The organism is Streptomyces sp. NPDC051776, assembly GCF_040681345.1.
GTDB lineage: Bacteria > Actinomycetota > Actinomycetes > Streptomycetales > Streptomycetaceae > Streptomyces.
On the sequence record NZ_JBFAYQ010000023.1, the window covers coordinates 1 to 25,639 of the forward strand.

General features: G+C 68.9%; 27 protein-coding genes, 2 tRNA genes and 2 pseudogenes. 7 read left to right on the forward strand and 24 right to left on the reverse strand.

The window, feature by feature from the left end:
- Window positions 1–575 precede the first annotated feature (575 nt).
- Complete coding sequence (locus AB0M26_RS18695) at window positions 576–3,248, reverse strand: LuxR C-terminal-related transcriptional regulator (RefSeq protein WP_365262401.1); 2,673 nt, start codon at window positions 3,246–3,248, stop codon at window positions 576–578.
- Between the two features lie 617 nt (window positions 3,249–3,865).
- On the opposite strand from AB0M26_RS18695, the pseudogene AB0M26_RS18700 reads away from it, so the two are divergent.
- Window positions 3,866–4,438: pseudogene (locus AB0M26_RS18700) on the forward strand (site-specific integrase); the annotation flags it as partial.
- Window positions 4,439–4,626: 188 nt separating this feature from the next.
- Here the strand turns inward: AB0M26_RS18700 and AB0M26_RS18705 are convergent.
- The 13 genes from AB0M26_RS18705 to AB0M26_RS18765 form a co-directional block, all read right to left on the reverse strand.
- Window positions 4,627–4,699 (reverse strand) — tRNA-OTHER (locus AB0M26_RS18705).
- Between the two features lie 19 nt (window positions 4,700–4,718).
- On the reverse strand, window positions 4,719–5,105 hold the full coding sequence (locus AB0M26_RS18710; RefSeq protein ID WP_365262132.1) for a tyrosine-type recombinase/integrase: 387 nt from the start codon (window positions 5,103–5,105) through the stop codon (window positions 4,719–4,721).
- A 28-nt stretch (window positions 5,106–5,133) separates the two neighbouring features.
- Window positions 5,134–5,898, reverse strand: a complete 765-nt coding sequence (locus tag AB0M26_RS18715; RefSeq protein ID WP_365262135.1) for a hypothetical protein — start codon at window positions 5,896–5,898, stop codon at window positions 5,134–5,136.
- Entirely contained in the window at window positions 5,898–6,110 is a 213-nt protein-coding gene (locus tag AB0M26_RS18720; protein WP_365262137.1) for an excisionase family DNA-binding protein, read from the reverse strand. The genes AB0M26_RS18715 and AB0M26_RS18720 overlap by 1 nt, the downstream gene beginning before the upstream one ends.
- Window positions 6,107–7,486 carry a replication initiator protein RepSA gene (gene repSA, locus AB0M26_RS18725; protein ID WP_365262140.1) on the reverse strand — a complete coding sequence of 460 codons (1,380 nt, stop codon included), beginning with the start codon at window positions 7,484–7,486 and terminating at the stop codon, window positions 6,107–6,109. Before repSA ends, AB0M26_RS18720 begins: the two co-directional genes overlap by 4 nt.
- Window positions 7,479–7,667, reverse strand: coding sequence for a hypothetical protein (locus AB0M26_RS18730; protein ID WP_365262143.1), 189 nt, complete (start codon window positions 7,665–7,667; stop codon window positions 7,479–7,481). Before AB0M26_RS18730 ends, repSA begins: the two co-directional genes overlap by 8 nt.
- A gap of 88 nt (window positions 7,668–7,755) precedes the next feature.
- The gene (locus AB0M26_RS18735) at window positions 7,756–8,076 is read right to left on the reverse strand and encodes a SpdD-like protein (protein ID WP_365262146.1); all 321 of its coding nucleotides are present in this window, start codon (window positions 8,074–8,076) and stop codon (window positions 7,756–7,758) included.
- Between the two features lie 24 nt (window positions 8,077–8,100).
- Window positions 8,101–8,256 (reverse strand): hypothetical protein, encoded by a 156-nt coding sequence (locus AB0M26_RS18740; protein ID WP_365252243.1) that lies wholly within the window; start codon window positions 8,254–8,256, stop codon window positions 8,101–8,103.
- Window positions 8,257–8,269: 13 nt separating this feature from the next.
- On the reverse strand, window positions 8,270–8,461 hold the full coding sequence (locus tag AB0M26_RS18745) for a mobile element transfer protein (RefSeq protein WP_365252246.1): 192 nt from the start codon (window positions 8,459–8,461) through the stop codon (window positions 8,270–8,272).
- A 20-nt stretch (window positions 8,462–8,481) separates the two neighbouring features.
- The gene (locus tag AB0M26_RS18750; RefSeq protein WP_365262149.1) at window positions 8,482–9,168 is read right to left on the reverse strand and encodes a DUF2637 domain-containing protein; all 687 of its coding nucleotides are present in this window, start codon (window positions 9,166–9,168) and stop codon (window positions 8,482–8,484) included.
- Window positions 9,168–9,362 carry a hypothetical protein gene (locus AB0M26_RS18755; RefSeq protein WP_365262151.1) on the reverse strand — a complete coding sequence of 65 codons (195 nt, stop codon included), beginning with the start codon at window positions 9,360–9,362 and terminating at the stop codon, window positions 9,168–9,170. The genes AB0M26_RS18750 and AB0M26_RS18755 overlap by 1 nt, the downstream gene beginning before the upstream one ends.
- 84 nt (window positions 9,363–9,446) lie before the next feature.
- Window positions 9,447–10,802, reverse strand: a complete 1,356-nt coding sequence (locus AB0M26_RS18760) for an FtsK/SpoIIIE domain-containing protein (RefSeq protein WP_365262154.1) — start codon at window positions 10,800–10,802, stop codon at window positions 9,447–9,449.
- Between the two features lie 2 nt (window positions 10,803–10,804).
- Entirely contained in the window at window positions 10,805–11,155 is a 351-nt protein-coding gene (locus AB0M26_RS18765) for a hypothetical protein (protein WP_365262157.1), read from the reverse strand.
- Window positions 11,156–11,325: 170 nt separating this feature from the next.
- Between AB0M26_RS18765 and AB0M26_RS18770 the strand changes: the two genes are divergently transcribed.
- The 4 genes from AB0M26_RS18770 to AB0M26_RS18785 all read left to right on the forward strand — a co-directional run bounded on the left by AB0M26_RS18770 (window position 11,326) and on the right by AB0M26_RS18785 (window position 14,296).
- A complete protein-coding gene (locus tag AB0M26_RS18770) occupies window positions 11,326–11,817 on the forward strand; it encodes a GntR family transcriptional regulator (protein WP_365262160.1) in 492 nt (163 codons plus the stop codon).
- An 18-nt stretch (window positions 11,818–11,835) separates the two neighbouring features.
- On the forward strand, window positions 11,836–12,693 hold the full coding sequence (locus AB0M26_RS18775; RefSeq protein ID WP_365262163.1) for a DUF5919 domain-containing protein: 858 nt from the start codon (window positions 11,836–11,838) through the stop codon (window positions 12,691–12,693).
- The gene (locus tag AB0M26_RS18780; protein WP_365262166.1) at window positions 12,683–13,498 is read left to right on the forward strand and encodes an inositol monophosphatase family protein; all 816 of its coding nucleotides are present in this window, start codon (window positions 12,683–12,685) and stop codon (window positions 13,496–13,498) included. Before AB0M26_RS18775 ends, AB0M26_RS18780 begins: the two co-directional genes overlap by 11 nt.
- A 621-nt stretch (window positions 13,499–14,119) precedes the next feature.
- Window positions 14,120–14,296 carry a hypothetical protein gene (locus tag AB0M26_RS18785; protein ID WP_365262169.1) on the forward strand — a complete coding sequence of 59 codons (177 nt, stop codon included), beginning with the start codon at window positions 14,120–14,122 and terminating at the stop codon, window positions 14,294–14,296.
- 151 nt (window positions 14,297–14,447) lie between these two features.
- On the opposite strand, the gene AB0M26_RS18790 is transcribed toward AB0M26_RS18785, so the two are convergent.
- A tRNA-Tyr gene (locus AB0M26_RS18790) sits at window positions 14,448–14,530 on the reverse strand.
- A 240-nt stretch (window positions 14,531–14,770) separates the two neighbouring features.
- Entirely contained in the window at window positions 14,771–15,160 is a 390-nt protein-coding gene (locus AB0M26_RS18795) for a hypothetical protein (protein ID WP_365262172.1), read from the reverse strand.
- A gap of 70 nt (window positions 15,161–15,230) precedes the next feature.
- Between AB0M26_RS18795 and AB0M26_RS18800 the strand changes: the two are divergent.
- Window positions 15,231–16,132 (forward strand): annotated as a pseudogene (locus tag AB0M26_RS18800) (IS982 family transposase).
- Between the two features lie 89 nt (window positions 16,133–16,221).
- Window positions 16,222–16,710 (forward strand): YajQ family cyclic di-GMP-binding protein, encoded by a 489-nt coding sequence (locus AB0M26_RS18805; RefSeq protein WP_365262175.1) that lies wholly within the window; start codon window positions 16,222–16,224, stop codon window positions 16,708–16,710.
- Window positions 16,711–16,869: 159 nt separating this feature from the next.
- Here AB0M26_RS18805 and AB0M26_RS18810 read toward each other — a convergent pair whose 3' ends face one another.
- The 8 genes from AB0M26_RS18810 to AB0M26_RS18845 form a co-directional block, all read right to left on the reverse strand.
- A complete protein-coding gene (locus AB0M26_RS18810; protein WP_365262177.1) occupies window positions 16,870–17,277 on the reverse strand; it encodes a YccF domain-containing protein in 408 nt (135 codons plus the stop codon).
- 272 nt (window positions 17,278–17,549) lie between these two features.
- Window positions 17,550–18,413, reverse strand: coding sequence for a zinc metalloprotease HtpX (htpX, locus tag AB0M26_RS18815; RefSeq protein ID WP_365262180.1), 864 nt, complete (start codon window positions 18,411–18,413; stop codon window positions 17,550–17,552).
- 204 nt (window positions 18,414–18,617) lie between these two features.
- On the reverse strand, window positions 18,618–20,123 hold the full coding sequence (locus AB0M26_RS18820) for an NADH-quinone oxidoreductase subunit N (protein WP_365262183.1): 1,506 nt from the start codon (window positions 20,121–20,123) through the stop codon (window positions 18,618–18,620).
- A complete protein-coding gene (locus AB0M26_RS18825; protein ID WP_365262186.1) occupies window positions 20,123–21,901 on the reverse strand; it encodes an NADH-quinone oxidoreductase subunit M in 1,779 nt (592 codons plus the stop codon). The genes AB0M26_RS18820 and AB0M26_RS18825 overlap by 1 nt, the downstream gene beginning before the upstream one ends.
- 3 nt (window positions 21,902–21,904) lie before the next feature.
- Window positions 21,905–23,899 carry an NADH-quinone oxidoreductase subunit L gene (locus AB0M26_RS18830; protein ID WP_365262189.1) on the reverse strand — a complete coding sequence of 665 codons (1,995 nt, stop codon included), beginning with the start codon at window positions 23,897–23,899 and terminating at the stop codon, window positions 21,905–21,907.
- On the reverse strand, window positions 23,896–24,285 hold the full coding sequence (gene nuoK, locus AB0M26_RS18835) for an NADH-quinone oxidoreductase subunit NuoK (RefSeq protein ID WP_365262192.1): 390 nt from the start codon (window positions 24,283–24,285) through the stop codon (window positions 23,896–23,898). The genes AB0M26_RS18830 and nuoK overlap by 4 nt, the downstream gene beginning before the upstream one ends.
- A 1-nt stretch (window position 24,286) precedes the next feature.
- Window positions 24,287–24,907, reverse strand: coding sequence for an NADH-quinone oxidoreductase subunit J (locus tag AB0M26_RS18840; protein WP_365262195.1), 621 nt, complete (start codon window positions 24,905–24,907; stop codon window positions 24,287–24,289).
- Window positions 24,904–25,587 carry a 4Fe-4S binding protein gene (locus AB0M26_RS18845; protein ID WP_365262404.1) on the reverse strand — a complete coding sequence of 228 codons (684 nt, stop codon included), beginning with the start codon at window positions 25,585–25,587 and terminating at the stop codon, window positions 24,904–24,906. The genes AB0M26_RS18840 and AB0M26_RS18845 overlap by 4 nt, the downstream gene beginning before the upstream one ends.
- Window positions 25,588–25,639: the final 52 nt, after the last annotated feature.

Here is a 25,639-nt window from a genome sequence, read left to right on the forward strand (position 1 = left end):
GCGGTCATCGTGCTGATCTCCTTCGAGGCTTCGACACTTCGAAGATCAGCCGGTGGCCGTTCGTCTATGCGGGCACCATCCCGATGCCGGAGCAAACCCCCGGATCAGGTCGAACCCGTACACCACTTCCCTGGACGCAACCCTTCCGTGTTCGCCGCCGTCGGTGCAGACAGGTCCAAAGACGGCCCGAGTTGCCAACCAGCGTACGGCCCCCTGATCATGCTCGACCCCAGATCGGGCAGGCCACTGCCCAACCCGCTCCGCCGACCTCACGCCTGCCTCAGCAGCGCCTCGTCACCAAGAGCGTCTGAGCGGCGTACAAGAAACTCGGATACGCGGTGAAAGAGGCACCGATCAGAGTTCTGATGGCATCCGGGTACTCGTCCGAGCCAAGACGGAGTCGAGTCGGGGCGGGACTGCTCACCGGGGCTGGCGCGGAACCGCCGGTAAATGCACTGCTGTTGGGGTGACGGTCGCGGGGCGTCCGCGTGCCGCGTCCCTGCTGGCAGCGGTATGCGGGTGGACAGCCGGGTCAGGCGGAATCAACGCCGGCACACCGGACGGTCCACGCCGCCTCACTGCTGCTGAGAGTCCGCCCGGGCGCCGAGGACGGCCGCCAGTTGCTGTCGAGTGGAGATGCCGAGCTTGCGGTACGCGCTCTGGATGTGGTTGTCCACGGTCCGCACCGACAGGCTCAGCTCTGTCGCGATGTCCTTGCTGGTCCGGCCGGCGGCGGCGAGAAGGGTGACCTCGCGTTCCCGCTGGGTGAGCGGAACGGCGGCGACGGCGGTCAGCAGGGGCGTACGGGCGCCCTGGCAGCGCGCGGCGGCGGCGGCCGCCCGCTGAGTGGCAGCCGCGGCAGCACGGCTGCGGGACTTCCTCGCCCAGGCCGCGGCGGCCGCCGTCGCGGCCTCGGCCGCCAGCAGATCCGCGCCGAGCCGCGCGCACTCGCCCGCGACCGCCTCGAGCTTGTCCGGGTCGTCGGCGACCAGCGCGGCCGCCAGGCGCTCGCGGGCACGGACCAGATAGCTGTCGCTGACCCCGGCCAGCTCGGACAGCCGGCCGGCGACGCCCGCGGCTCCTCCCATGCGTGCGGCGTCGGTGAGCAGCAGGGCCTCGCACGCGAGGTGTCCTGTGGTCCTCGCGGCCGCGGCCCCTTCTGTGAGAACGGCGCGGGCGGTCGCCAGGTGGCCGCGGGAGGCCAGCAGCCATGCCTCGCCGAGAAGTTCCTCCCCCGTGGAGAAGACGGCCGGGGTGACCCGCGGGGAGTCGTGACGTTCGGCCAGTGCCGCCTCCGCGGCGTCCGCGTCACCCATGACGGCCGCGCAGGCGGCGATATGGCTCAGCGCCAGACGCAGTGTCTTGATGAACCCGAGGCTGCGGGCGAGTGCGGCGCCTTCGGCGTGCCAGCGGCGGGCGGCGGCCACATGCCCCGCCAGCCACTCGACACGACCGATGACCAGGGCCATCCACACCTGGACGACTGGGTTGGCATCGCCGAGTTCAGCGTTCGCCTGCTCGCCGGTGGCGCTCGCGTCGGCCAGCCGGCCGGTCTCGCCGAGGGCGAACGCCAGGGCGATCTTCTCCACCGCCGGATGCGCCACCACCGCGTGCTCGTCCGCCTCGATGTGTGCCGCGTAGGCCTGTTCGGCCAGCTTCACCGCCTCGCCGGTACGGCCGACCAGCGCGAGCCCGACGGGTTTCATCAGCGCACCGCGAAGCCATGCGTTGACGTCGGGCGCCTTGGTGAAGTCGTCCTCCATCTCTTCCAACAGGGCAAGTCCCTGCCGCGGCTGCCCCGCCCCGATCCGGACGAACCCCTCGTTGATCCGCAGCATGTGTCGGGCGGCGGGCGTGGAGGATTCGGCCGCCGCGGTGTCGTTGACCGCCAGGGCCTCGGAGACATCGGCGTTGCTCCAGACCAGATTCGAGGTACGGCCCAGGGTGACGCTCAGCCGCTCACCCTCGTCGGCGGCGCGCGCGTACGCCTCGGCGAAGGTCGCCTCGGCGTCGTTCCATCTGCCGAGTATCAGTTGGGACTCCCCGATGATCAGGCGACCGACGAACGGCCGCGCGTCTTCGGGGATCGCCTGGAGAAGGGCGACCACCTGACGGTCGTCGTGGGCGAGGCGGGCGAAGGCGGCCGCCCGGAAGAGCAGGCCGGGGTCGGCGGTGCCGGTGGCGGCCAGCCGCCAGGAGGCGACGCGCAGCGCGTCGCCACGCCGACGGACGCCGAACGACTCGATACGCGCGGCGCGCCGCAGCAGCACCTCACGGCGGCGCAAGGTGGTGATGGTCGACCGCAGCACCTCCGCGTACAGCGGGTGGACCAAAGTCACGCTGGTACGCCTACCGTCGTGCACGCTTCGTATCAGTCCGGCCTCCTCCAGACCGATCAGCACCCCCGGCGGTGCCTCGTGCTCCACATCGGCCAGGGACAGCGGCTCGCACAGCGCGAGCAGTTCCAGCACGGGGCGTCCGGCGGGCCCGGCGGCGGCGAGCCGGGTGCTGATGAGCTCCGTCAGCCGGGGCGTGCCCTTCAGCGCCCCCTCGGCCATCGACCACACCTCGCCGTCGCTGGTCAGCGTGTGGTCGGCCAGTGCACCGAGGACGAGCTCACGGAGGTAAAGCACGTTTCCGCCGGATGCGTGGTGCAGCCCGTACAGGGTGCGCCGGTCCACGGGCCCGCCGAGGGCCGCCTCCAGCACCTCTTCCATCTGATGGCGGTCGAATGCCGTCAGGTCGATCCGGTGCATCGCCTCCGTGCCGGTCAGCACCTGCACGGCCTCACCGCCGACCGGTTCACCGGGCCGCTCGGTACGTACGGTGCCGATCAGACGCACCACGCGGGCGTCCAGCAGTTGTCGCAGCAGGACCGCGGAGGTGGCGTCCAGCAGGTGCAGGTCGTCGACGAGCAGCGCCCAGCGCTGATCGTCCGGCCCGGCGAGTGCGCGGGCGACCGCGCGGAAGCTCTTCACCGGGTCGGATAGATCCACTCCCCTCGGGATCAGGTGGGCGATCGCCCCCAGCGGCACGGCGGCTGCCGCGGCGGACGCGGTCGCCCTGCCTCCGCGGTAGCCGTCGCGGACGGCCCGGGCGAGGCACTCCTCGGCCAGCCGCGACTTGCCCACTCCGGCCGACCCGAAGATCACCAGCCCCTCGCTTCGCCGGCCCGCCCACGCCGCCGAGAAGCCCTCGAGCTCCCGGTCCCGCGCGGCCAGCGGCCAGCGCGACGGCGGCTCGTGCATGGTCACGCCAACCTCCCGGGGCGGCGCTGTCCGTCGATGGCACCTCCCATCAGGCCGCCCACCACCACAGTACGTTTGCCCGATTAATGTCGTCCTCTTCGGAACGCCGGGCTGCGCCATCAGCTGAACAAGACCCTGGCCGCACTGCGCCCCCACCCGACCCATCGTGTCCATGAGCGTGGTGCCTGCTCGTTGCCTGCGAGCCCGGGATATGGGCCGCTGCAGTCAGTGGTGAGGCAGTTCTGCGATCTCATCGCCGAAGCTGGCCACCAGCCGCCCTCTGCTGTGACCGTCAGCGCACGTACCGGGAACGGGAACACCAGGTCGGGCCCCAGACGCTGGAGGTGGCCAGGTCCCATACTGGTCAGGTCCCATACCCGCGCCGTCTGATCGCGGCTGCCGGTGATGGCGATCGAAAACTGCTACCTGCTGCGGGTCGGCGTTGACCTAAATCCCGGATCGGTCACCTGCTCACCCACCCCCAGACGACTGTGCTGAGAAGCATCAGACATGGCGGCAATATGCCCTCCCGTGAGCAGGGCACATGGGGCCGCGAAGTCCGGGGTAGCGGTCGTCCGTTGACCCCGACGGTGCGGTCTCCGCGCTGGAGGACCCGGTTCGGGTGCCTGTACTACGCGGCGATAGTCCAAGCCGAGGCCGCCGGACTGCGCGTGAGCCATTGCCAACTCCCGGAGACTGGGTGGGGGATGCTCACCCTCCTGCGGCAAGGCGTCGTCCGGGCTGGACGGAGCTCGACCAATGACGGGACGGCGCATGAGACGCGCCACCTCAAGTCCCGCGCCAAGAAGGATTCCCGTCCGGTGCCGATCCCGCCGCACATCGTTCGCCTGCTGCGGCAGCACATCGCAACTCACGGCACGGCGCCCAATGGTCGGCTCTTCCGGACGAACCGCGGTGGCCTGCTACAGGAGACCGGCTATGGGGAGGTGTGGGCCAAGGCCCGGCAGGACGTGCTGAGCGATACGGAAACGGCCTCGCCGTTGGCCCGCCGTCCCTACGACCTGCGGCACGCAGGCGTCTCGTTCTGGCTCAGTTCCGGGGTGGATGCGATGGAGTGTGCCCGCCGCGCCGGGCACAGCATCGCAGTGCTGCACAAGGTGTACGCCAAGGTGCTCGACCAGACGCGGGAGCGGGCAAACAGCCGGATCGACGCGGCCCTGCGGGAGTGAACGAGCCGGAGTGATCATGCTCGCCCCCGGGGGACGCCTGGGGGCACGCACTGATCAACGGTGGGATATGGGCGTTAGTGGGCGAGACACGTCCAGGTCTCGTCCACAACCATTCGAACAGCGGAGAGCCAACGAGAAACCCCCTCCGACCAGGCAAAAAGCCTGATCGGAGGGGGTTCTTCCCAGTGTGGCGGGTGCAGGGTTCGAACCTGCGTAGGCGTAAGCCGACAGATTTACAGGCTTCCGGAAGATCAACCCGCCGCGGACCTTCCGCCCCAGGTCAGACGGGCACTGGAACACCCGCTGGGCCGTCATCATCGTCGCCGTGCCCGTTGCGTGCATGATCGTTTGCCGTGCCCTTGGCGCGGGTCCGCCCGTGCTCGTCGTGCATCGTCCTGGCCACGTCAGCATCGCGGCCGTCGACGACACGAGCGTAGTGCCGAGTGGTGACGCTCGCGTTGGAGTGCCCCAGCCGCTTTGCCGCCGCCATGACGCCGTGCCGGTCGGCAACCCACGTCGCGTGCGTAGCCCGCAGGTCGTGAGGAGTCACGTCCTGGAGGCCGGCCGCAGTCACCGCCTTGTCGAAGTGCCACGTGCGCCACGCGTTGTAATGCAGGGCACGCCCTGATCGGCTGGTGAACAGCAGCGCGTCGGGCTCCTGGCCCACGTGCTTGGCTAGATGATGCACCAGCTCGTCAGCAAGGAACTGTGGCAGCGATCTTGCGTTTCGAGTGGCTCTTGGTAGTCCCCCACGCATGACGGCCGCCGACCTCTTCCACGGCTTCATCGATCACCAGCGACGTCCCATCGATCTGCACGTCATCGCGCCGGAGCGCGAAAGCTTCACCGATTCGCAAACCGCCGTAGGCGAGGAGCTTCACGAGCAGGTCATGCGGCGGACGCATGCCAGCGATCAGCTTCGTCACCTCGTCATCCGTGAGGATGTGCGGCTCGGTTTCCGGCAACCGCGGCAGCTTGATTCCCCGGCACGGGGTGGCAGGGATCATGTCGTTGTCCGCCGCCGTCTGCATGATCTGGGACAGCACCCGGTAGGCCGTCCGGATACGCGAAGCACTCAGACCAGCCTTTCGGAGCCCTGCAACCCACTCCGCCACGGTGATCGGCCGCACGGATATCAGCGGGTAGGAGCCGAGGCGAGGCTTGATCCATAGGCGAATCAGTCCCTCGTACACCGCTCGGGTCTTGGCCTTGAGCCCCAGACAGACCGAGTCGTACCAGCGGTCTGCCCACTCCCCCACGGTCACCTTTCCAGCGTCCGGATCGAGCCAGCGCCCATCCCTGATCTCAGCCTCGATCTTGACGAGCCACCGCTCCGCATCCGTCTTGGTGCGGAAGGTCTGGGGCGCGGGGCGATCCACACCGTCGGGCCCGGGATACCGAACCTGAAAGCGGCCGGAGGGAAGCTTGCGGATGCGCCCGAACCGCCGTTTGCCTGCCATCAGGCCACCAGTCCCAACCGCACGGAGCCTGAGGTGATCGGCTGCACGGTGTTGTCCGCGATGAACGCCTCGATGGCGCTCTCCGGAATACGTACATGACGGCCGACCTTGACGAACGCGATGCGCCGCTCCTCAATCAGCCGACGTGGAAAGCGCTCGGTAGTCCCCAGGCGCTCAGCGGCCTGCCCGACGTCGAGCAGTCGGTCAGTCATGCGTGCACTCCTTCCTGTGCGCGGAGATCTTGCAGTGCTTCGCGCGCGGTTTCGCGGTTGGTGCGGATGTCTTGGGCGATGGATGCGGCGAGGGCGGATTCTCCGGGGGTGTGGCCGTGTCCGGCGTACTGCCAGTCGGCGAGGACGAGCACGGTGTCCGGCTCGCGGTCCTCCAGGCCGAGCGCGGCGCGTTCCTGTGCGGCGCGGTAGTCGGCGCGGGTCTGACGAAGTTCGCCGAGAGTGGTCGAGTAACGGCGGGACTTGCTGGAGAAGTGGCCGCGGAAGCCGAGCATGTGAGCCCACGCCTTCAGCCGCCGGTCCGGATAGATGGCGTCGAGGTCCCAGCAAGCGCGGATGAGGCGCTGGGCGTGCTCGGGGACCTGGTGGCGGTCGAGGTCGGCGAGTTCGACGATGCGGCGGTCGAGGGTTCCGGTGGTCTCGGCGGCTTTGGTTGCGTACTTGGCGACGTAGGCAGCGACGGCCTGTTCGGTGATGTCAGAGCCGTCACCGAAGGCCTTCACGGGACGGACGTCGAGCTGGGTGCCCCAGCGGAAGGTACGCGCCGGCTCTCCCTCGGCCGCGGGCACGGACACCGAGGTGTAGGCGTGGGCCGCGGCTGCGTGGATGGCATCGGTGAGAAGAGCAACGGTGGCCCATGACGGGGGCGGGGTGTCCGGGCCGTCGGGTCCGTCGATGCGGATCACGGCGTGGAAGTGCAGGGCGCCGCGCTTTTGGAACTCGGCGACCTTGCCGTAGGAGATGCGGGCCGAGTCCTTCAGCGCTTTTTGGGTGAGTCCGGCGCGGGCGGCGATCTCGCGGCGCAGTCGGTTGGCGAACCGCTGCCACAGCTCGCCTGCATGGTTGTTGAACAGCACCGCGGCCGCGTAGTCGTAGGTCTCCGGGTCCAGCGGCGTGCCCAGGGCGGGGTCGTCGGTCTGGTGGCGCTTCCCGCAGCGGCAACGGCCGGTCTCGGGCCGGTTGTGGACCGGGCCGAAGGACGGGGCGGTGAGCGTGGCGAAGACCCGTGGGTGGTCGCGTACGGCGGTGGGGATGTCGCGGCGGTCGTCTCCTGCCAGTCCCGCGCGGATGAGGTGGTAGGTGTCGCCCGCGTAGGTGAAGGCGCAGGCCGGACAGCGGGACGCGCGGCGGTTGCCACAGGCGACGCGGAGGCGTCCGCCGGGCTCGGACTCGGTGGAGTAGTGGTGCAGCTGCTCGCCGGTCGTGCGGTCTTTGGTGAGGGTCCAGCCGGTGAGGTGGATGGGGTCGGCGCACCCGCCGGTTCGGTGGACCTGCTCTTCCCACCGGTGGAAGTCGGACGCCGAGGCCACCCTCAGCAGGTCGCTGAGGGTGGTCGGGTCGAGCACCGTGTCAGGCACGGGCGCCCACCTGCTTGCGGGTGCGGGGGGTGGTACCGGTGCCCTGGCAGTTCGGGCAGTGGGCGGTGATGGTGCGCAGGTTGCCGTGGCGGTCGCGGCCGCCCAGGGTGATCGCGGCAGAGGCGAAGCCGTTGCAGGTCGGGCAGATGCGCGAGTCGGGACGAGTGCGGTGCTGGGTCATGATGGTGGTTCCTTCCGGATCTGTGGTTCGGACAGGGCACGGCTCCCGGGCGGCGGAGACTTGGCGGTTGAGGCCGCCCGGGGGCCGGTCAGCGCTGGTGCTGGGCGTTGATGAGCGTGCGGATGACGAGCGCGCAGATCGCGAGCGAGGCGGCGGTGATGGCGACCGCGAGGAGCATCGAGACCAGGACGGCCCCGACGACCAGGACCACGGCCGTCCCTCCACCGACGAGTGCGACCAGGGCACCCGGGGTGAGCTGAACCGAGGGCCGCGAGAGCACCGGGGCAGCAGGCGCCGGCGCTACCGGTGTCGGTGCGGGCGTGTGCTGCACGACGGCGGTCGGCTCGGTGTTGAGCGGAGTGACGATGCCGGTCGGGGCCGGGTTGGTGGGGACCTTGGGGCGGAGCATGGTGTGTCTCCCTTCCGCGTGGGGTTACTTGATGGCGGTGTTGATGACGGGGGCGAGCAGGCTGTCGGCCAGGAGGAAGCCGCCGAGGAGGAGCACGGCGACGAGCCACCAGGGCGGGCGGATGAGCTTGATGCCGAGGTAGCCGACGGCGATCAGGGCGAGCCAGAGCGGGACATCCATGCGTGGTTTCTCCTCAGCGGACGGTGCAGCGGTGGGTGCGGGCGGCGAGCTGGGCGGCGGACTGGCTGGTGAAGTCCGAAGACCAGCCGCAGCGGTCGGCGGTGCATACGGCGGCGTGCTTGGTGCGGCCGTGGCGGTCGCGGTGGGTGCCGATCTGCACGGGGCCGATCCGCATGACGGAGTGGAAGTGGTCACGGCGGGGCATGCGTGGGTTCTCCTTGTCTGTCAGGTGAGTTGGGCTGCGACGGCGTGGGCGAGCTGGGGCGGGACACCGAGACGGGCCCGCAGGGTGTCGATGTCGATCCGGGATCCGGTACGGGCCTGGTGAGCGTCGGCGACCTTCCGCGCGTGCTCGACCAGTGCGGCCGGGACCGACGGAGCCGGATCAGTGACAGGGAGTTCGGGAACTTCCTCAACCGTCGGGATCTCGGCGCGATCCGGCTCCGTAGTGGGAGCCGCGGGCTCCGAGACCTCTACCGCCACCGGCTCTTCCTGGCGGCGTGGCTCGGGGGCCGCGGGCACAGCGTCGGGGGCACGGTTCTCGCCTGTGTGGTTGGTGTGGGCGAGGAGGGTGCCGCCGAGGAAGGCGAGGGCCGGCCACCCGGCGACGCCGAACCGGAGCCAGGCCGGGGGGTGTTGGAGGTCGAGGAACCCGGCTGTGGCGACGTTGGCGCCGAGCGAGGCGACCAGGGCGATGACGAACCAGCACCAGGCGAGCCGGGAGGGCCCGTCGTTGCGGAGGCGTCGCCAGGCGGCGACCAGGAGCAGGTCGACGCTGATGGGGTAGGCCCAGGCTTTCCATCCGTCCTGTCCCGCGGCGGCGGCCAGGTCGTGCAGGTGGGCGAAGGACAGGGCACCTGCGATGACGGCTTGGACCAGGACGGCATCCGGCCGGATGGCGGGCCGGGCCATCACTCGTCCTCACCGAGGTGGTCGGGGTCGTTGGCCGGGTCGTAGCCGTGCGGGACGATGCCGCAGGGCAGGGACGCTGCCAGGGCCGGGCCCACCTCGGCGACGAATTCCTGATCGGCGCCGAGCAGGTGCGCGTACAGGGCCAGGGCGCTGAGGAGGCGCACTGTGCGTTCGAAGTCCTCGTGAGCGTCCACGAGTTCACCTCCGGATTTCAGGCATGGGTCGGGTAAGGACCTGGCGCGAAGACGGTCACGCCGACCGGGATGCGAGGAGAGAGGTCAGGCCGTAGCGGGAGCGGCCTTGGACAGGGACACGCGAGCCGAAGGCAGCGGGGCCACGGCGGGCCGGAAGGGCGCCAGCTCGGGCAGCTCCGGCGTGCGCTCGGCGTGCTTGTTGCAGATGTTCACGGCCTGCCGCATCGAGGTGTGCGGAGCGCGAATGCGGGCCCAACCCCCGGAGGAGTCACCGGCCACAGCGATGCCGGGTGTTTCGCTCGGGATCTGAACTGCAGCCAGCACCGCGTCTGGGGCCGTGTCGCCGAAGGCCATGTTCGCGCTGGTCTCATCGTTCACGCGGTGGGCGGTGCGGCCAGTGAGCTGGGCACGGAGCATCGTGATGCCCTTGCCTAGCTCGGAGCCGAAGCGCTGCCCACAGATCTCCAGATAGATCCCCGCAGCGCGGCCGAGCTGGGCCAGGCGGACGAGCGCGGTGATGATCCGGTCCCGCCGCTTCTCCTCCTCTTTGCTGGCGAACAGGGCCAGTTCGGCGACCTCGTCAACCAGGACCACGACCGGAACCGGACGCAAGCGCGCGGGCAAATCCCAGATGTCGGCAGCGATCTCCGCATCATCCACGCCCGCGCTGATGCGCTGCTCCGCCCGGATGACCTGGTAAACGTCCTCCATTCGGGAGACCAGCGCTTCCAGCAGCTCCAGCGCGGTATCCGGGTTGTCCGCCAAAGCTGTGAAGCGCCGGGCGAACGGGAAGAGTTCAACCCCCTGCTTGCAGTCGATCCCCACCAGCGCAACCTGCTGCGAAGCAAGACCGGCCACCAAAGTCCGCTGGTACACGGACTTACCCGAATCCGTGGCACCGACCGTGAGCCCATGCGGGACCGTGCGGTAGTCCCGGTAGTGCACGGAACCGTCCTCACGCAGCGCGACGGGCACCCGCATCGGGGCTCGGTCGGTGTTGGCGGGCATCTGCACTCGGGCCAGGACGTCGTAGCCGGTCATCCGCAACTCGACCACACCCGAGCAGATTTCACGCGAGGTGACCCCGTACATGCCGAAGGAGTGCCGCAGCCGGTCCGTCGCGGCCGAGACGTCGAAGGCGTCCTGACCGGGGCGGAGCTTGAGCCGTAGGACCAGGCCCGTCCGGGTCGGCCGTAGACGCAGGATGCGCGGTGCCCGTGACTCGGGAACGGGGCGGCTGGTGAGCCGGGCGAGGGTCAGGCGCCAGCGGGAGGGCGGGACGGTGAGCCCGCAGGCGTCCATGACGGAGGTGTAGCGGACGAGGACCCGCATAGCGGCGAGGGTGACGCCGAAGGTCATCCAGTACCAGGCGGGGCGCCGCCACCGCAGGATCACTGCGGCAGCGACGACCACCAGGAGCGCGACCGTGAACTCGGTCATGATCAGGCCGCCTTCGCAGGAGCCTCGGCCAGCGAGGTCACCGCGACCGCGCGGAAGCTGATCCCGTGCCGCTTCTGCCCGTTGAACTCGTTCTCCCACGGACGAGCCACCAGCCCAGTCAGAGCCACCGGCGTACCCATGGCCAGCTCATCCGAGACGCCCGACGCGGGCACCGTCACCGTGATGACCTCAGCACTGCCGTTCGCGGCGAACATCACGTCCACCGTCTTCAGCGGCTCCTGGGTCTCCCGGTCGACCGCGATCTCTCCGGTCTTCTTGTTGATCACCTTGTCCTGTGGGGGCACGGCCACCATCACCATCGCCGCCGACGTTTCCACGGGAATCTGACGCATGTTCACTCCTTGAGCGCGAGAGCAACCTTGCACACAAGGTTGCACCATGTGCACAAAGTTCGTCAAGGCTAGATTCTGAGCGCGCTCAAGACCTGCCGCCCTAGTTCCTGTCCTTGGGCTGTGATGCACTAGGTGTGGCTGGTTCAGCCATGTGCATAAGGGAGGCATCAGTGATCGACACGATCGGACGCCCCGCCTACCAGCGCGTTGCCGACGATCTTCGGTCTCAGATCGCCAGCGGAGCGCTACCTGTGGGCGAGGCCCTGCCGTCAACATCAAGGCTCGTCGAGCTGTACGAGGTATCAACTACCGTCGTACGTGCCGCGATCAAGGAGCTGAGGAGCGAAGGGCTGGTACATGGCCAGCCAGGCAAGGCCGTCTACGTAAAGGCCACGCCGGAGGAGACCGTTGGCACCCGTGTGGGACTCGAAGATCTAGCACGCGCTCTGACTGAAGTACGCGAGCAGGTAGCTTCGCTCGCGGAGGACAAGAACTCGAGCACTGTCACAGAACTCCGCGAAGAAGTGGGCGAACTCCGGCGGGCGGTCAGCCAGTTGCAGACTCGCCTGATCGACCTGTATTCCCGCACCGGACAGCCGTATCCGCATGAGGCCCCCCGCTCGAGCGAATCAGGAGAGCGCCGCCGAGCGGCCGGGGCCTGACCACCCTTGGGGGACCGAGTGGCCAGCGACGAGAAGACCGCATCCTTGATCCCGCTTCAAGGACGGGCCTCGTACAAGCCAGACGTAGCCGCACTGGCCAGGAACCAGATCACGGCAGCTCGCCAGACCAGCGGCCACAGCCCAGAAGAGTTTGCAGATCTACTGTCGTCCATCCTGGCTTGGCCCGTAACACCCGAAGCTGTCGAGGCGTGGGAGGGCAACACCGTTCCACCGGGTGACGTCCTGGTTGCGGCTGGGCTCATCGGTCACGGGGGATCGAGGTCAGCCGATGGCCAACCTAGCGATCCATTGGGGCAACTGATCGGAGACCAGTTCTCGGACGTGACAGGGGTGTTCGCCAGCCGCTCAGAGTTCATGTCCAAGGTGCCGGTCTTTGACCTACTCGCGGGGGCGAACGAGGTACGGGCCGCCGGCCTGTCTCTCAACCTGATCTGCCAGCACCACTCTGACAGCGTCATCAAGGAAATGGTGGAGAACGGGACGTCGTTCAGATGCCTCTTCCTCAAGCCCTACGGCCAGTACATCAAGGACCGGGAGAGGGAAGAGGGCTTCCCAGAAGGGCAGCTCTCAGCGCTTACCGCCCTCAACATCATGACCTTGCAAGAACGGGTCGGCGCCCGCCTCAGTGAAGCGGCGAGAGGACGGCTTGAGATCGCCGTCTACGACGAGCCGATCCGCTTCAACATCATTCTGCTCGACCAAGCCGTATGCGTCGCCCAGCCGTATCTCCCTGAGACCAGGGGCGTTGACTCGCCGACGCTCATGATTCGGAAGCGCTGGACCAACGGTGGCCTGCACCAGACGTTCGAGCAGATCTTCAATTCGCTCTGGGAGAGGCGCGACAATGAAGCCTGACCTACGCGCGCTCCTACCGATCGCTGCCGAAGCAGCCGCACGCGCACGGCACCGCGTTCTTGCCGGTCCGGCCACCTCTGTCCAGGCCAAGGGCGACCGTGACATGGTCTCAGACGTTGATCTTGCCGTTGAGTCCGAACTCCGTGCATTCCTCTCCGCGGAGACACCCGAGATCGGCTTTTTCGGTGAGGAGAAGGGCCTCTACGACCTGGGGCAAGAACTCACTTGGGTACTCGACCCTGTCGACGGCACCGCAAACTTCGTCAGAGGTCTCCCCCTATGCGGGATCTCGCTCGGGCTCCTACGTGGAGACAGAGCAATTCTGGGGGTCATCGATCTGCCGTTCCTAGACTCCCGATTCAGCGCGGCCGAGGGGCACGGGTGCACGTGCAACGGTGACCGGGTGGCCGTCAGCGAGAAGACCAACCTTCGTGATGCCATCGTCAGCATCGGGGACTACGCCGTCGGACCCGGAGCCGAGACGCGGAATCGCCCTCGTCTGGCCATCACCAAGCTCCTTGCCGAACGAGCACAACGAATCAGGATGCTCGGCTCGGCAGCCATTGATCTTGCTTGGGTCGCAGCGGGCAAGCTCGACGCCAGCCTCATGCTGTCCAACCACCCCTGGGACACCGCAGCAGGCGTTGCCATCGCGCGCGAAGCCGGTGCCCTGGTCCTAGACCTCGATGGCAGCTCCCACACTGAACGGTCCCAGGCGACAATCGCCGTTGCACCGGGCCTCCGGGACGAGGTACTGACCTTGTTGGCCGACGCCTTCGCATCTACCAGTACAGCCAAGGACTGACGCGGTCAAACTTTCTCTACTTCATCAAGGGCTCGCTTCGCTCGCCAACAATCCGGCCTCCCGAAGCTGCAAGCAGTGATCCATATGGGATCAGAGCCGCGCCACAGGCGCGGCGGCGCCGGGCGGGCGCCGGCGCGCCGCCCCCTCAATGTCTTCGCCACGGGGGCCGCGCGCCGTCACCCACCCGCGCCCGAGGGGGCGAAAAGACCAGGCCGGAGGTGGGGGCGGTCGCCTCCACGGCTTTAGGCACCTCCCCGGTCCGGGTCCCGCGTCGAGCAAGACCAGGGGGCCACTCGTTCAAATTCCGGGCAGGTGCAAAGACTGCCCGAGTTGCCAACCAGCGTACGGCCCCCTGATCATGCTCGACCCCAGACCGGGCAGGCCACCGCCCAAACCCGCGGAACCGACCTCAGGTAGACGCGAAGCTCACGTTGTCGAAGGCTTCTCTCCTGACAGAGGCGGGCTTACCCGGTCGACGCGCAATATGTTCCCTAGCGAGCCACCGGGCTGGAGAGGGACACTGGACGAAGGGGATGCGCGATTGAGAGGCGTCTCATGTCTCGTACCAGTACCGATGAGCGGCCGCACACGTCATTCTTCTCCCGTCCTGCGGTCCGCCGCATGCTTCCGTTCGCTCTGATCACCGCAATCGCCTTGATCTTCATCTTTGAGAACCGCGCGAGCACCGAGATCCGCCTTCTCATCCCAGAGGTGACCATGCCGCTTTGGGGCGCGCTCTTGATCGCCTGGGCTCTCGGCATGATTGCTTGCGCATTCACTCTGCGTCGACGCCGCTGAATCCTCGGAGCCGAGCACCGCCGGGCGGCCCGTGCCCGTTGCGTGCCCGATGAGGCGGGGAGCCACGGGGACCCAAGGGGCCATCCCAGTCGGCACGGAACGAGAACAGTCCCCGACCAGACGCACTGGTCAGGGACTGCTTCCCTTGGCGTGGCGGGTGCAGGGTTCGAACCTGCGTAGGCGTAAGCCGACAGATTTACAGTCTGCTCCCTTTGGCCGCTCGGGCAACCCGCCGGGGATGTGGCCGGGACGTGCACTTCTTGCGCGGTGCTCCCTGGCAACGACGTAAACCATACCCGATGGCAGGGGGTGCTTCGCCACCCGGTTGATCGCCGCTGGAACACGGCCAGGGTGACTAGATGATCAATTCCAAGGGATGCCTGCGGAGGGTGTGGGGTGGGCGGCGGCCGAAGCCACCGCGAGACGGTCAGGCGGTGCGCTGCCGGCCCTGGTTGTCGAGGTGGCAGTGGGCGGTCAGGCGTCAGGGTCGACTTCGGGGTGCGTGAACCGCACGGGCTTGCCCAGCGACCGGGCGTAGGCGATTTCGGCTCGGGTGCTGTCTCCGATGTAGTCGCCGACTACGAGCACCTCATCAGCGAGCCGGATCTTCGCCCGGTGCAGATCGTCGAGTCGAACCTTCAGCGCCTCGGCCTCGACAGGATCGGACCAAAGTTGGTGCGGGGACTTCATGTCACAGCCCGGTTTGACGACAATCTTTCCGGCTTTGGTCTCCCGCAGATCGGCCTCGTTCATCTCGGTCATGAAGCGGGTGGAGCCGCAGATCACGACGATACGCGGGAGGCTCATCAGCTTCTTCGCGTCGGCGAGCTTCTCCTCGGGGGTGAGCAGTTGCGGGTATGACACTGGTTCCTCCTGGTGGTGTGGTCCAAGGGGTGCCTGCGGAGACGAGAACGAGGGTGTCCAAGATCGTTTTGTGACGAACGACGTGGACACCCTCGCGACAGCTATGCGACGGCCGACGACATGCTGAAGGAGCATCCCGGCCTGGCGCCGTGGCGCCCGCCGGTCGGCACTACGCCCCGCCTGAGCGATGCCGAACTGGTCACCCTCGCCACGATGCAGGCCATACTCGGCTACACCTCCGAGGCCAAATGGCTTCGCCATGCCCGTGCCCACCTGCGCCACCTCTTCCCCTACCTGCCCCAGCAGCCCGGTTACAACAAGCGGCTGCGCAAGGCCGCCGGTCTGATGCGAAGCGTCAACCGGATCCTGGCCACCACCACCTCGGTGTGGAGCGACGACGTATGGGTCGTGGACTCCACCCCGGTGGAATGCGGCCGCTCCCGCGAGACCGTCAAACGCTCCGCCAGGTTGGGCCGAATACGGCTGCGCCAGCCACAGCCGCTTCTTCTGGGGCCTGCGCCTGCACCTGGTCTGCACCCTTCAGGTCTGCCCATCGCCTTCGCCCTGACCGGGGCCAAGGCCGACGAACGCGAGACTCTCCTTGACCTTCTGGCAGCCGAATGCGAGCTTCTGCGAGAGCGCCCCCGACAGACTCTCATCGGCGACAAGAACTACTTCGGCCGTGGTTTCGAACGCGAACTGTCCGAGCATGGAGTCCAGTTGCTGCGGCCTGCCCGTAAAGGTGAACGGGAACGGCCTGGCGCAGCCCTGTTCAAGCTGCTGCGACAGGTCATCGAATCGATCAACGAGACCATCAAGGGACAGCTTGACCTCGAACGGCACCGAGGGCGCACACCCGGAGGTGTCATAGCCCGCGTCATGCAACGCATCCTCGCGCTGACCGCCGCGATCTGGCACAACGACGCCACCGGACAAACCGTCCTACGCTCACTGATCGCCTACGATCACTGACCCCTTGGAATAGATCATCTAGGCTGACGGTGCGGGCCGGGGACGGTTCCGTACACATGACGGATCTAGGTACGAGGAGCCAACTCAACATGGCCGACTCCAGTTTCGACATCGTCTCGAAGGTCGAGCGGCAGGAGGTCGACAACGCCCTCAACCAGGCGAGCCGCGAGATCTCCCAGCGGTACGACTTCAAGAACGTCGGCGCATCCATCGAGTGGTCCGGCGAGAAGATCGAGATGCGGGCCAACTCCGAGGAGCGGGTCAAGGCGATCCTCGACGTCTTCCAGTCCAAGCTGGTCAAGCGCGGTATCTCGCTGAAGGCCCTGGACGCGGGCGAGCCGCAGGCCTCTGGCAAGGAGTACAAGATCCTCGCCTCGCTGCAGGAGGGGATCTCGCAGGAGAACGCGAAGAAGGTCGCGAAGATCATCCGCGACGAGGGCCCGAAGGGCGTCAAGGCGCAGGTGCAAGGCGACGAGCTGCGCGTCAGCTCGAAGAGCCGGGACGATCTGCAGTCCGTCATCGCGCTGCTGAAGGGTAAGGACTTCGACTTCGCGCTGCAGTTCGTCAACTACAGGTGAGAGCGCGCCTGCCGCACGGCAGGCGGCCGATGGCAGATGGCAGGAGGGCCTGAGGGTCTCGCGGCAGCGCGGAACTCCGGGGCGGCCCACGGCGGTACGGCGGCGGCGCCGTACCGCCGTCGCCGTTTTGTGCGGTGACCGCCAGGGCCTCAGCGGCCCCTACCAGGTTCTCGCGAACTCCCCGCGGTCCGTCTCGATGATCTCGCGGCCCAGGGGCATCAGCGAGATCGGTATCAGCTTGAGGTTCGCCCAGCCGAACGGGATCCCGATGATCGACAGGAACAGCGGAATGCTGGTGAACAGGTGGCCGAGCGCCAGCCACCATCCCGCGAAGATCACCCAGAGCACATTGCCGATGAAGGACGGCGCTCCCGCGTCCCGCCGTTCCACGGTGGTCCTGCCGAACGGCCAGAGCACGTACCCCGCTATGCGGAGCGACGCGATGCCGAACGGGATGGTGATGATGAGGATGAAGCAGACGAGAGCCGCTACGGCGTAGGCGATGGCCATCCATATACCGCAGAAGATCAACCAGAGGATGTTCAGGATGAGATTGATCGTCGTCATGCCTCCAGCGTCCCACGGGGCCGGACCCGTCGCGCTCCGGGCCGCTGGGCCACCTACGGCGCCGGTTCCGGGTCCTTCAGGAGCCGGGTTCGTGGCGGATCGGGTCCCCTGACCCGTACGGATCGGGTGCTCTCGCACGTACGGATCGGGTCCCCTGACCCGTACGGATCGGGTGCTCTCGCACGTACGGATCGGGTTTCCTGACCCGTACGGAGAGGGTTCCCGTACCCTCGCGCCGGTCCGGCCGCTGCCATGAGGGCAACGGCCGCGCCTCAGCTCCGGTAGCCCGCCATCTCCTCGAGGCGGGCGATCCGCTCCGGCATCGGCGGGTGCGTGGAGAAGAGCTTGGACATACCCATGCCCGGCCGGAACGGGTTGGCGATCATCAGATGGCTCGTCGTCTCCAGGCGCGGCTCGGGCGGCAATGGGAGCTGCTTCGTACCCGCCTCGAGCTTGCGCAGGGCTGAGGCCAGGGCGAGCGGGTCGCCGGTGAGCCGGGCCCCCGAGGCGTCGGCGTCGTACTCCCGCGAGCGGCTGATCGCGAGCTGGATCAGGGATGCGGCGAGCGGGCCGAGGATCATGATCAGCAGCAGCCCCAGGATGCCGGGCCCCTCGTCGTCGTCGGCCCGACCTATGGGGATCAGCCAGGCGAAGTTCACCAGGAACATCACCACGGAGGCCAGCGCTCCCGCGACCGAGGAGATGAGGATGTCGCGGTTGTAGACGTGGCTGAGTTCATGGCCGATGACGCCACGCAGCTCGCGCTCGGTGAGGATCTGCAGGATGCCGTCGGTGCAGCAGACAGCTGCGTTGCGTGGATTGCGGCCCGTGGCGAAAGCATTCGGCGCCCGGGTGGGCGAGATGTACAGCCGCGGCATGGGCTGGCGTGCGGCGGTCGAGAGTTCGCGGACCATGCGGTAGAGGGCCGGAGCCTCGAACTCGCTCACAGGCCGGGCCCGCATGGCGCGAAGGGCGAGCCTGTCGCTGTTCCAGTAGGCGTACGCGTTCATGCCCAGCGCCACGACGACGGCGACGATCAGGCCCGTACGGCCGAAGACGCTGCCGATGACGATGATGAGTGCCGACAGGCCGCCCAGAAGCAGGGCAGTCCTCAGTCCGTTGTGCCGGCGGTGCACGGTGCGCCCTCCCAGTGCTGTGGCGGGGACCCCTCTTTGCGCGGTGTCTTCCACTCTCCAGTGGACCCTCCTGCACTGGTCAACGCGAGGCGCATTCCCCTGGTTCCCTTGTCCGGCGGGCGGACCGGGGCGTACGGGTGACGCGGGGTGCGCGTCCCGACCGGGAGGGCCGAAGTCCGCAGCGGCTGGGGGAAGGTGCCGCGCTCAGAGGAGGGTCGCCGAGGCGAAGCGCAGCACGAGCTGAGGTGCCCCCGAGAGGGCGATGCCCAGGAGGGCGGCGAGGGCGATGGCGGCGGTCAGCGGGGCCGGGACGCGGACCTTCGCGGGCGCACCTTCCGGACCGCGGAAGAGGACGGCCGTCCACTGCAGGTAGTAGTAGAGAGCAATGACGACGTTGACGGCCATGACCACGGCGAGCCAGGCGAGCCCGGCGTCCACGGCGACCGAGAAGACGGTGACCTTGGCGAAGAGGCCGATGATGCCCGGTGGCAGGCCTGCCAGGTTGAGCAGGAAGAAGCCCATGGCGAGCGCGGCGAGCGGGCGGGAGGCGTAGAGGCCGCGGTAGTCGTCGATGCGGCCCGCGGGGTTGGTACGGCTGACGAGTGCGGCGACGCCGAAGGCACCGAGATTCACGGCGCCGTACATGAGCGCGTAGGCGACGGTGGAGCCGATCGCACGGGTGGGGTCGTCGACGTAACCGGCCGCAGCGATCGGCACCAGCAGATAGCCGGCCTGGGAGACCGACGACCAGGCCAGCAGGCGTACGGCGCTGTGGGCGCGGTCGGGCCGCTGGCGGAGAGCCGCGACATTGCCCGCGGTCATGGTGAGGGCGGCCAGGACGGCGACGACCGGGCCCCACACGTCCGCGTACGACGGGAACGCGATGACCGTGATCAGGATGATGCCGGTGAACCCGACGGCCTTGCCGATGACGGAGAGGTAGGCGGCGACGGGCAGCGGCGCCCCGACATACGTGTCGGGCACCCAGAAGTGGAAGGGAACGGCCGCGGTCTTGAAGGCGAAACCGACGAGCGTGATGGCCACGCCCGCCGTGACCAGAGTGTCGAAGCGGCCCGGAACGTCGTTCAGGCGGGAGGCCACCTCGGTGAGGTGCAGGCTGCCGGTGGCCGCATAGACGAAGCTGACACCGAGCAGGGTGACGGCCGTGGCGGCGACCGAGGAGAGGAAGAACTTGAGGGCGGCCTCGGAGGAGAGCCTGTCGCCGCGGCGCAGGCCGACCAGGGCGAAGGCCGGTAGCGAGGCCACCTCCAGGGCGACGACGAGGGTCGCGAGATCACGCGATGCGGGCAGCAGCGCCGCGCCCGCGGCCGAGGACAGCAGCAGGAACCAGTACTCGCCCGCTGGGAGCCGGGACTCGGTGACGGTGTGGACCGACAGCAACGCCGAGACCAGCGCTCCGGCGAGCACGAGGAGTTGGATCGCCAGGGTGAAGTGGTCGGCGGTGTAACTGCAGACGCCGGTGTCGGAGGTCAGGCAGAAGGTGCTGCGGTCGCCGTCGAGGAGAGGCAGGAGCGAGAGCGCGGCGAGGGCGAGGCCGGCGATCGCGATCCAGCCGAGGACGGGCTTGCGATGCTCGGGTACGAAGAGGTCGGCGACGAGGACGACGAGACCGGCGACCGCGGCGACGGTTGGCGGGGCGATCGCGAGCCAGTCGACGGACTGGACCAGGCTTTCCACGGCCACCGTCATCACTTGCCTCCTGCGAGGAGCTGCTGCACGGCCGGGTCGGTGAGGCCGATGAGGACTGCGGGCCAGAGTCCGGCGAGAAGAGTGAGGGCCACCAACGGGGTCCAGGCGGCGAGTTCATGGCCGCCGACGTCGGACAGGGCGGGCGCGGACGCGGAACCGGGCCTGGCCCTGGGGTCGGTGCCGGATTCCGCCGCGGTCGCCGTCTCCGCCGGTTCCCGCGCCTGCGGTTCGCCTTCTCCGGTTTGCCCGGGCTGGGGCTCCAGGCGCTCGCCCATGCACACGCGGCGTACGACCACCAGCAGGTACGCGGCGGTGAGGAGGGTGCCGAGGCCGGCCAGCACCATGAAGGTCAGGTACGCGGGGCGGCTGAGCTCCTCGGCCGGGCTGAACGCGGCGAACATCGCCAGCATCTCGCCCCAGAACCCGGCCAGTCCGGGCAGACCGAGCGAGGCGACGGCGGCGAAGGCGAGCAGCGCGCCGAGGCGCGGCGCCCTGCCGTAGAGCGCGGCGCCCGTGGCCCCGGAGAGCGTGTCGAGGTCGGTGGAGCCGTAGCGCTCCTTGACCGCTCCGACGAGGAAGAAAAGGAGGCCAGTGATCAGGCCGTGGGCGATGTTGGCGAAGAGGGCGCCGTTGAGTCCGGTGGGCGTCAGGGTGGCGATGCCCAGGAGCACGAAGCCCATGTGGCCGACGGAGGAGTACGCGATGAGGCGCTTCAGATCGCCTTTGGCGCCGGTGCGGGCGAGCGCGAGGCAGGCCAGGGACCCGTAGACGATTCCGACGGCGGCGAAAGCGGCGAGGTACGGGGCGAAGGTGCGGATGCCCTCGGGGGCGATGGGGAGCACGATCCGCACGAAGCCGTAGGTGCCCATCTTCAGCAGCACGCCGGCGAGGAGGACGGAGCCGACGGTGGGGGCGGCGGTGTGAGCGTCCGGGAGCCAGCTGTGCAGGGGCCACATCGGGGTCTTCACGGCGAGGCCGGTACCGATGGCGAGGACGGCGAGCAGTTGCGTGGTGTGGCTGAGCGATGACCCGTTGTCAGTGGCGAGTGCCACCATGTCGAACGTGCCGCTCTGGAGACCGACGAGGAGGAGGCCCAGCAGCATGACGACCGAGCCGAGGAGTGTGAAGAGGATGAACTTCCAGGCCGAGGCCTCGCGGCCCTCGCCGCCCCAGCGGGCGATGAGGAAGTACATCGGGATGAGCACCATCTCGAAGGCCAGGAAGAACAGCAGCAGATCGAGGACGGCGAAGGTGGCGAGGGTGCCCGTTTCGAGGACGAGCAGCAGAGCGACGAATGCCTTGGCAGAGCCTCCGCCGTTGGACGCCCCGCCAGCCGTTTCGCGATCGCCGGCGCCCGTGCCGGTGCGTTCGGGGTCGCCGGCGATGGTGCGTTCGGCGTCTTGGGGGGCGAAGGGCGGGCGGAAGTAGCTGTAGAGCGCGCAGAGGAAGGTCAGCAGCGCTGTCAGCACGAGAAGGGGGAGCGAAATGCCGTCGATGCCGAGGTGGATCCGCACGTCGAGGGCTGGGATCCAGCTGATGTCCGTCGTGGCCTGGATCCTCGACGGGTGGTCGTGGTCGAAGCCGATCGCCAGGGCGATCGCCAGGGCGAGCACGACGCCGGTGACGGTCACGCCGTGGCGCAGCACGGCCTGTTGGGGGTTCCTGCCCCTGAGCCCGGGCGGGGCCGGGAGCAGCGCCGCGGCGGCGCCGATCAGGGGTAGGACGACGAGGGCCGCGAGAAGGTACTGCTCAGCGGTCTCATTGATCAGGCCACTCATGGCTCACGCTCCGGCGGCGACGAGGACGGCGGCGATAGCCAGGACGACGGAGCCGGCGAGCAGCGCGCCAAGATAGGTCTGCACGTTGCCGGTCTGGGTGCGGCGGACGACCGCACCGAGCAGGCGGGCGGAACCGCCCGCGCCGCGCACGTAGGTGTCGACGACCTCGCGGTCGAGGAAGCGGACGAGCCGAGCGGCGCCGCGCACGGGGCGGACGAACAGCGCGGCGTAGACCGCGTCGAGGTGGAAGCCGTGGGCGGCGGGCCGGTGGAGCGGGCCGAGGAGGAGGCGGCCGGGGTCGGCGGGGTCCTCGGCGGAGGCGACGTCGCCGTAGACGGCCTCGTGGGTGTCGATGGCCTCGATTTCGGTGAGGGCGGGCTCGGTGTGCGGATGCGCCGCGACCGCACCGACCGGGATCCGGCGGGCGAGGGAGGTGGTGTGCCGCCAAGCCGCGTAGGTCACCAGTGCGCCGACGAGGGCGAGTCCGGTGCCGAGAACGGAGGTGGTCAGCGTCGGGTCCAGTGACCGGTCGTCGAACCAGCCCGGGAGGAAGCCGACAGTGATGCCGAACGCGGCGGTGGGCACGAAGAGCGCCCACAACACCACGTTCATGACGACCGGCTGCCTGCCGAGGTCGGGGGCGGGCGCGCCCTTGCCACGGAAGGCGAGTAGCCAGAGGCGGGCAGCGTAGCCGGCGGTGAGGAGGGCGGTGAGCAGTCCGGAGACGAGGACGATCCAGCCCGCGGGCCCGGGGACCGCTTCGGCGTGGCCGGTGGCCGCGTGCTCGGCGGCGCCCAGGACCGCTTCCTTGGAGAAGAAGCCCGCGAAGGGCGGGATGGCGGCGAGGGCGAGGAGCGCGACGGTCATCGTCCAGTACGCGTCGGGGACGCGGCGGGCCAGCCCGTCCATCCGGCTCATCGCGGCAAGGGAGTTGGTGCCGGCGGCGGCGATCACGACGCCCGCGCAGAGGAAGAGGAGGGCCTTGAACGCGCCGTGGGAGAGGAGGTGGAAGACGGCCGCGCCGCGGTCGCCGACCGCGAGGGCGCCGGTCATGTAGCCGAGCTGGCCGATCGTCGAATACGCCAGGACGCGCTTGATGTCGTCCTGGGCGAGGGCGGCCAGCGCGGAGCCGACCATGGTGACGGCGGCCATCACGGCCATGACGACCAGCGCGGCTGCGGAGGCGGCGAAGACGGGCAGCAGCCGGGCCACGAAGTACACGCCCGCCGCGACCATTGTGGCGGCGTGGATCAGCGCGGAGACGGGGGTGGGGCCCGCCATCGCGTCCGGCAGCCAGGTGTGCAGCGGGAACTGCGCGGACTTGCCCGCAACACCGGCGAGCAGCAGCAGAGCGATGAGCGTCGGGTGGTCGAGCCCGTCCCCGGAGGCGACGGCGGTGAGGATGCCGTTGATCCGGAAGGTCCCGGCGTCGGCGGCCAGCGCGAACAGGCCGAAGAGGAAGGGGACATCACCGAGCTTGGTGACCAGGAACGCCTTGATCGAGGCCGACCGGGCTGCCTCGGTCTCCCAGTAGTGCCCGACGAGGAAGTACGAGCAGATGCCCATGATCTCCCAGCCGACCAGCAGCACCATCAGGTCGCCGGAGTAGACGACGAGCAGCATGGCGGAGGTGAAGAGGGAAACGAGCGCGGCGTACGAGGCGTAGCGCGGGTCGTTGCGCAGATAACCGGTCGAGTAGAGCTGCACGCACGAGGCGACGACCCCGACGAGCACGGCCACCAGTGCCGCGAACCCGTCGATGGACAGCGCGAGATCGATGGGGACCGAGCCGGTGGGGGTGAGCCGCGTGGCGGCGTCGATCGTGTCGCCGCCGCCCTGCCGTACGGCGACCACCACCGCGAGCACGGCGGCGGTGAGGGTCGGCAGGATGGCCAGGGGCCGTACGAAGCCTGGGGCGCGGCGGCCGGTCATGAGGCCCGCCGCTGCCCCGAGGAAGGGCAGCAGCGGGACGAGGACGGCGAGGGTCGTGGTCGTCACGCGGCGGCCTCCGCCTGCTGGGCCGGGGTCTGCTGGGCTGTCGTCTCGTCGGGGCCGCCCGGGCCGCTTCCGCCGTCGGGCCGCTCGGCGAGGTCGCGGAGCCGGTCGACGTCGGAGCTGCCGCGGTTGCGGTACACGAGCAGCACGATCGCCAGGCCGATGCCGATCTCGGCAGCGGCGATGGTGATGGTGAAGAGGGTGAGGGCCTGTCCGGCGTGGAGGGCGTCGCGCAGCCAGACGTCGAAGGCGACGAGGTTGAGGTTGACGGCGTTGAGCATCAGCTCGACGGACATCAGGACCAGGATCGCGTTGCGCCGGGCGAGCACGCCGTAGAGGCCGGCGCAGAAGAGGAGGACGGCGAGTACGGCGGGGTAGGCGAGGTGCATCTCAGCGCTGCTCCTTACCGTTGGCGGCGGCCGGGGAGCGGCCGTCGGCGGCGCCGTCACGCTCGCCGTTCCGGCGGGAGCCGTCATCGCCGTTCCGGCGGGAGAGGACGATCGCGCCGACGAGGGCGGCGAGCAGCAGGACGGAGAGCGCCTCGAACGGCAGCACCCAGTGCCGGAAGAGGATCTCCCCGGAGATCTTGGTCGAACCCTGGGCGGGACCGTCGAGGTCGATCCACGTCGCGCGGAAGGCGTCCAGGACGACCCAGACGAGAGCACTGGCCGCGCCGACGGCCACGACGAGGGCGGCCCAGCGGTTGCCCGAATCCGCGTCCGGGGACCGGCCGATGGGGGCCTTGGTGAGCATCAGCCCGAAGAGAAGGAGGACGACGACGGAGCCGACGTAGATCAGCACCTGCACCCAGGCGATGAACTCGGCCGTGAGGAGCAGGTATTCAACGGCGAGCCCGCCGAGAGTGACGACCAGCCAGAGCGCGGCGTGCACGAGCTGGCGCGTCGTCACGGTGACCAGGGCCGCGCCGAGCGTGACGAGACCGACGAGGAGAAACGCGATCTCCACGCCGGTGGGCGACAGGAAGCCGTGTCCTGCGGCTGCGAGCGTCACGACTCTCCCTTCTGCTGCCGGTCCTCCGACTGCCGCCGGTTCCCCGACGACGCGTCGGGAGCCTCGTCCGGTGCGGACTGCTGCTCCCGGACAGGCTGTTCCTGTGCGGGCTGTTCCCGTGCGGGCTCCGCTGCGGTCTGCTCCAGGGCGGCCTGTTCCGCGGGCTGTTGCGCAGGCTGTTGTTGCGCGGGCTGTTGCTGTGCCGCCTGTTGTTCCGCGGCCGCGAGCTTATCGGCGGCCTTGCGGGCCGCGCCCAGTTCCTTCGGTTCCTCGGCGGCGGCATCGAGCGCGGGCGGGGCGGGCACCGTCCACATCCACTCGCGGAGCCGGTCCCGCTCGTGGGTCAGGTCGCGGATGTCCTCCTCCGCGTACTCGAACTCCGGCGACCAGAACAGCGCGTCAAAGGGACACACCTCGATGCAAATACCGCAGTACATGCACAGTGCAAAGTCGATGGCGAAGCGGTCGAGGACGTTGCGGCTGCGCTCGCGCCCGCCGGGAGTTGAAGCCGGCACGGTCTCCTTGTGGGAGTCGATGTAGATGCACCAGTCCGGGCACTCGCGCGCACAGAGCATGCAGACCGTGCAGTTCTCCTCGAAGAGCGCGATCACACCGCGGCTGCGGGGCGGCAGGTGCGGCTGCACGTCCGGGTACTGCGCGGTGTGCGACTTCCGCGTCATCGTCCGCAAGGTGACGGCCAAGCCCTTGGCGAGCCCGCTGCCGGGGAAGGAG